Annotated in this window: 8 protein-coding genes; 3 read left to right on the top strand and 5 right to left on the bottom strand. The window is 43.8% G+C overall.

Annotation, left to right across the window (positions count from 1 at the left end):
* The first annotated feature begins 141 nt into the window (after positions 1-141).
* Positions 142-435 (top strand): hypothetical protein, encoded by a 294-nt coding sequence (locus ACNQ0T_RS22930; RefSeq protein WP_001447794.1) that lies wholly within the window; start codon positions 142-144, stop codon positions 433-435.
* Between the two features lie 50 nt (positions 436-485).
* On the opposite strand, the gene ACNQ0T_RS22925 is transcribed toward ACNQ0T_RS22930, so the two are convergent.
* The 4 genes from ACNQ0T_RS22925 to ACNQ0T_RS22910 form a co-directional block, all read right to left on the bottom strand.
* The gene (locus ACNQ0T_RS22925; protein ID WP_001371904.1) at positions 486-893 is read right to left on the bottom strand and encodes a hypothetical protein; all 408 of its coding nucleotides are present in this window, start codon (positions 891-893) and stop codon (positions 486-488) included.
* A gap of 457 nt (positions 894-1,350) precedes the next feature.
* Complete coding sequence (locus ACNQ0T_RS22920; protein WP_000285959.1) at positions 1,351-2,022, bottom strand: S1 family peptidase; 672 nt, start codon at positions 2,020-2,022, stop codon at positions 1,351-1,353.
* A gap of 44 nt (positions 2,023-2,066) precedes the next feature.
* Positions 2,067-2,372 carry a hypothetical protein gene (locus tag ACNQ0T_RS22915; protein WP_001100610.1) on the bottom strand — a complete coding sequence of 102 codons (306 nt, stop codon included), beginning with the start codon at positions 2,370-2,372 and terminating at the stop codon, positions 2,067-2,069.
* Positions 2,373-2,394: 22 nt separating this feature from the next.
* Positions 2,395-2,712 carry a hypothetical protein gene (locus ACNQ0T_RS22910; RefSeq protein WP_000785965.1) on the bottom strand — a complete coding sequence of 106 codons (318 nt, stop codon included), beginning with the start codon at positions 2,710-2,712 and terminating at the stop codon, positions 2,395-2,397.
* A gap of 213 nt (positions 2,713-2,925) precedes the next feature.
* Here ACNQ0T_RS22910 and ACNQ0T_RS22905 point away from each other — a divergent pair, with 213 nt between their 5' ends.
* Positions 2,926-4,329 (top strand): ISNCY-like element ISKpn21 family transposase, encoded by a 1,404-nt coding sequence (locus tag ACNQ0T_RS22905; RefSeq protein ID WP_001567368.1) that lies wholly within the window; start codon positions 2,926-2,928, stop codon positions 4,327-4,329.
* A gap of 28 nt (positions 4,330-4,357) precedes the next feature.
* On the opposite strand, the gene ACNQ0T_RS22900 is transcribed toward ACNQ0T_RS22905, so the two are convergent.
* Positions 4,358-4,990 carry a DUF6904 family protein gene (locus tag ACNQ0T_RS22900; RefSeq protein WP_001567369.1) on the bottom strand — a complete coding sequence of 211 codons (633 nt, stop codon included), beginning with the start codon at positions 4,988-4,990 and terminating at the stop codon, positions 4,358-4,360.
* Positions 4,991-5,064: 74 nt separating this feature from the next.
* On the opposite strand from ACNQ0T_RS22900, the gene ACNQ0T_RS22895 reads away from it, so the two are divergent.
* Positions 5,065-5,130 (top strand): hypothetical protein (locus ACNQ0T_RS22895; RefSeq protein WP_225541151.1); only part of this gene is annotated, 66 nt, incomplete at its 3' end.

The following is a 5,130-nucleotide window of genomic DNA, read 5'->3' as shown; positions in this document are numbered from 1 at the left end:
TGATTCGATGTGTTTGCGGGAAAAAAATCGGCCCAGATCCGCGAAATTTTAATCAGCGAGTCAGCTTGGGAAGAAATGACCTGCTTATTCGCACCTTCCCTAGATGCCTGTGTATCCATGCTCGGAAAGATACTAAAAAAAATGTCTAACAAAAACGGTATCTCACAAACGGAAGAATCTGAATTCGCATTTCTTTTAACAAACTATATTAAACAGACTTTGACTTTTAGAGAATGGCAACGCAATGCTGACGGAAATCAACGACTGCACTTTCTTATTAATATCTACGGTGCAAAAGAAGACGGTGGCGAAGTGGTTTTAAGACCATTTATTGTAAATCCTGATGAATTAATGCTTACTCCAGCGGATGTCGTTGAATTTAATTCGCAGGTTATCAACGTTGATCGGCAGCGTCATCCTGAGTGGTTCCGTTAACTGGTCACAAGGGTTAAGAGCCTGAAAGGCTGCGATAGTGTATACGCAGCCTATTCTGTATAGCCGTCGCGTAATAATTGTTCTAAATGACTATCGACCGTTTCCTGATCACCAGGAATATATCGTGGCCATCCTGTTATATCGTTGACGCGTTTCACTATGTATGGATGAAACCCAAACTGCTCGGAAGTGATGTCAATATAATATTGCACTTCTTCGAAGTTCAATTCACACCAATAATGGCCAAAGCCACCACTCTCTGTAAATATACCGCCATCATCTGCACCGTTACCCCCACGAACAACAGCATCTAGACCTTTAGTTTTTGCTAAATAACATACAAGATAGCTTGCAAAAAGGCATGTGCCTTTCGTCTTCTTTGTGCCGCACTCCGTCAAAACTGAAAGTAGCTTTTCATGCGCCACTCGTGCAATGCCTGATACCAATTCCGGGGACATGTCTGCTCCAATGAAATTATTAGATCGACTTAAACAGGTAATATGTAATTAGGCATTACGATAAGTCGTGCCCTATTGGTTGGTACATCGTAAGAAAAGTAACTTTTCTAATCCCAGCCTGCACTCCGGGAATGCTTCTAACCTGAATAAATCACGGGGGCAGTGCTGGATACTTGTCAACTGTATTTGGATTCACAGGCTAACTATTTTTATACAGTTTAAGTGAATAAAACTTACTTAAAGCAGCGAACCACGCCGAAAGTGTAATGAGGAATACCGCCAATTCATCAGAACCATTTTTGATAGCACTGAGTAGAGCGATTAGTCCAAGGAACACCGAAAGAAAGACTAGTATTGCGGGTAAAAGTTTATACATGATAGACGTTCCTTTTAAAGGTTCAGATAGGTAGACCAACGCAGATAACGTCGGAATTGCCTGTTGTAAGATTACGCTCATTTAATTATTTTTATAACCTATGAATCCGCGTATAATTTCATTTGTAGTAATCTTCGTAATATATATCTGATAGACATTGATCTTTTTAATGTCTTGTTGACTCACAACACCATATAAGCAACTCTTAGATTGGTTTAACACAGCGCTTCCACTAACTCCATTTTGATAAAAAGCAGTCAAACCATCAGAACCAACTATTCCTTTATAATAGTAGGTTGAGTCGGGGGAAGCATACGTATTTGAAAGCGTATTATACATTCCCGATAGAACCCAAACAGACTCACCTGGAGCTAGAACATTATCACATACTGGAAGCTTCCAATTAGGTGGGGCTTTGACAATAGTATTTTTTTCTACTTTTAAAAGAGCGAGGTCCCGGTTCTTAGGATCATCAATATTGATAACTGTTGCTGGTTGGCTCCCATTCCTTGTTATTATACTTAGACTATAATCCTTGCTTGCATCAAGCCATAAATGTGAAGCTGTAAGAATATGTTGTTCATCGATCCAAGTACCTGAGCCGGAGATTGTCTTATTTCCAGACTTGATTTGAATTTTTACAGCTGAGTCCGAAAGCTCAAAATCATTGTGGTGCATACTTTGTTTATGAGGATTATCGGTGGAACAAGCAGAAATCAGTAAGGCTGAAAGAGCTAAAACCTTTCTATACATAGTCAGTTTCCTTCGAATAAGGCGAGTTTGGTTTCTAGAATATTTTATCCAGCGAGGAATTCTTCTAACGTGCTATCTTGGTACTGGGGATATATCTGCTTCATCATGCCAAAAGCAGCAACCGCTACGCTTTCTAAGTCGGAATAGAATTTAGGCTCCGTATTAAGATCATCACCATTCTTCAGAACGCCCTCGAAGCAGCTATAATCATTTCCGAACTCTTGAACAATAATCCAGCGCCCATCACGGAAACCTACGAGCATAACCGCTGAATTAGGATAGTCGCCAGCAGGCGTTAGCCAATCAAAGTGATAGTGCTTTATCGTATCATATTTCAGATGTACATTCATTATTCCTCCGTTGGCGATTACATTATTTGAGTTTTTTCATGGACTCTAAAGAAGCGAGGTAGGAATTATAGCGATCACCAAATTTTTCTTTCGCACGCTTAACGCGCATTTTCTCCGCGAGCTCAGTCTTGTTTTCTGCCTGGTAGGTCCTATTATTTTGCGTCTTTACTTCGGCCCCTGGGCCTGCTGCGTACGTTTTGTTTTTCTCGCTAATACACGCTCGGCATTTACTCTTGAGGCCAAACTTGCCCTTGAGCTCTTTTCCAAACTGTTCAAAGGGTTTAACTTGCTGACATGATTTGCATTTTTTAAAGCCCGGGGGGAGGTAGGTGTCAGCCATGAGCTGCTCCAGTAGGTATTGATTATAGGTGATTTTAACTTAAAGACGACGTCACTTTCAAATAAATCGACTACTTAACGCTGATCTTACATAATCCTGATTATGCGCACTTAAGTTGTAATGGCTCAATAGTAATGTCCGCCTGTGGCTCAATTCAGATGTCCGCGCTATGGTAAGCTTCACTGGTCCGTTTAAACTACCGGGAGGCATATCATGAGCGCAGAAAGCTCAGGAGTGTTTACTTTGAAAGAGATCAACCGGATCAAGATTATACAGGACGTCATTGAACGTCGCATCACAACGCGCCGTGCGGCCGAGCACCTCGGTATCAGCGACAGGCAATGCCGCAGACTTCTTGCCCGTTACCGTGAAGGCGGACCGCTTGGTATGGCCAGCAGACGATGTGGCATGCGTGGTAACCGCCAGTTGCCACCCGGGCTCGCAGATCAGGCTCTGGAACTGATCAAGACGCGTTATGCTGATTTCGGTCCGACTCTGGCGCGTGAAAAGCTCGAAGAACTCCACGGACTGTTTCTTGGCAAAGAAACTGTCCGGCGCATCATGGTGCGGGCTGGCTTATGGGTTCCCCGTAAACAACGTGCCGCAAGGATCCCTCAACCACGGTACCGGCGTCCGTGTACTGGTGAGCTGATACAAATAGATGGCTGTGATCACGACTGGTTTGAAGGCCGTGGCCCGGCCTGCACCGCGCTGGTCTATGTTGATGATGCAACCAGCAAACTGATGGAACTGTTGTTTGTTAAATCGGAGTCCACGTTTTCTTACTTCGAAGCCACGCGGCGCTATATCGATAAGCATGGTAAACCGCTGGCACTGTACAGCGATAAAGCCGGTGTTTTTCGTGTTAACAATAAACACGCCACAGGCGGAGACGGGCATACTCAGTTTGGGCGAGCCATGCATGAACTGAACATCCAGACTATCTGTGCAGAAACCAGTCCCGCCAAAGGGCGTGTAGAACGAGCTCACCTCACTTTACAGGATCGTCTGGTCAAAGAGCTGCGGTTACAGGGCATTTGTTCAATGGAGGCTGCAAATGACTTCGCTGAGGCCTATATGGCTGACTATAACCGCCGTTTTGGCAAAGTACCGCGACATGATTTTGACGTACACCGTGCTGTAGAACATGATGAGGACCTGGGGCTTATTTTCACTGTTCGTGAAAAACGTAAAGTCTCAAAATCGTTGACGATACAATATGATAAAATGTTGTACCTGATTGAAGACAGCGAACTGAGTCGCCGTGCAATAGGTAAATATATCGATGTGTATCACTATCCTGATGGCAGAAAAGAGCTGCGCCTGAACGGTACGCTACTTCCCTACTCTACCTACGACCGACTGTCAGAAATCGACCAGGGCGCGATTGTCGATAACAAGCGTCTTGGCCGAACCCTGGAGTTTATCAGTCTGGTGCAGAGCAAGCGGGATAACACGCGCTCTCAGTCAATTCCCGCTGGAGATGGCCCTTCCCGACGACGGCCAAAGCAGGAAGGGAAGAAATCCCAGCGCTCACTGGATAATGATGACATGCTCGAAGCACTCAAACAGCTTCAGTCACGTTCAGAGGACATTTTTGGTAAAAGAGCCCGCTGATGGTACTCACTGGCCGGACAGTGGTTGCTCACCAGTTGATATTGTCCGGCCAGACCCATGATGTATTATTCATTTCGTTCAGCATCTTTATGTCCTGCTTTTCACGGGCATACTTACCCCATAATGAATGAAAAGAACGAACAATACTGATTAACTGCTTTTTTCTTTGCTCCGGAGATAGGCTGATAAAATAGCAGCACCTGCTGTCAATATTATCCTCAATGAAATTAAAATCAGAGTCTGATGCATATTTTACTGTTAGCATAATATCATTCGACGTTGTTCTCTCAGACTCTGTTAATGCTGATTCTATCAGGTATTCAAAGGCATACATGACAGACAGCTGGTTTTTGTCTGTCTGAATATAACCCATTGAGTTTCTGAGTATTGAGGACTGTACCAGGACCAGAGGCCATAAAAGCTCAACACCATAAAGCTTATATGTATCATGTTGATCATACTGATGTTGCTCAACACGACGATTACCTTCCCGTGCTTTACGAATATCATAGGCAAGGGATAACATAAATCCGTCTTTAACTTTAATCAGTGGGCTTTCATCCACGATGTAATGAATGAGTTCATGTAATTCATTCAGGGCTTCTGAATCTCCCCACAGTATAAAACCTGCATTGTTCGGCGTTAACTCGTATCGAAGCATGGGCTCAATCATCCTGTTGTTTCAGTCGGAGGAAAGTCTATCGGCTTTGTTGAATAAATCGAACTTTTGCTGAGTTGAAGGATCAGATCACGCATCTTCCCGACAACGCAGACCGTTCCGTGGCAAAGCAAAAGTTCAAA

The sequence above is a fragment of the Enterobacter cloacae complex sp.6700776 genome, assembly GCF_048284255.1.
In the GTDB taxonomy this organism is placed as follows: domain Bacteria; phylum Pseudomonadota; class Gammaproteobacteria; order Enterobacterales; family Enterobacteriaceae; genus Enterobacter; species Enterobacter intestinihominis.
The sequence above is the reverse complement of the archived record's forward strand: the minus strand, read 5'-3'. Positions and strand labels throughout refer to the sequence as shown.

What these genes read in the sequence shown, in the direction of transcription:
- ACNQ0T_RS22930 (WP_001447794.1), top strand. Translation starts at nt 142, where the DNA reads ATGTCTAACAAAAACGGTATCTCACAAACGGAAGAATCTGAATTCGCA.
- ACNQ0T_RS22925 (WP_001371904.1), bottom strand. Translation starts at nt 893, where the DNA reads ATGTCCCCGGAATTGGTATCAGGCATTGCACGAGTGGCGCATGAAAAG.
- ACNQ0T_RS22920 (WP_000285959.1), bottom strand. Translation starts at nt 2,022, where the DNA reads ATGTATAGAAAGGTTTTAGCTCTTTCAGCCTTACTGATTTCTGCTTGT.
- ACNQ0T_RS22915 (WP_001100610.1), bottom strand. Translation starts at nt 2,372, where the DNA reads ATGAATGTACATCTGAAATATGATACGATAAAGCACTATCACTTTGAT.
- ACNQ0T_RS22910 (WP_000785965.1), bottom strand. Translation starts at nt 2,712, where the DNA reads ATGGCTGACACCTACCTCCCCCCGGGCTTTAAAAAATGCAAATCATGT.
- ACNQ0T_RS22905 (WP_001567368.1), top strand. Translation starts at nt 2,926, where the DNA reads ATGAGCGCAGAAAGCTCAGGAGTGTTTACTTTGAAAGAGATCAACCGG.
- ACNQ0T_RS22900 (WP_001567369.1), bottom strand. Translation starts at nt 4,990, where the DNA reads ATGCTTCGATACGAGTTAACGCCGAACAATGCAGGTTTTATACTGTGG.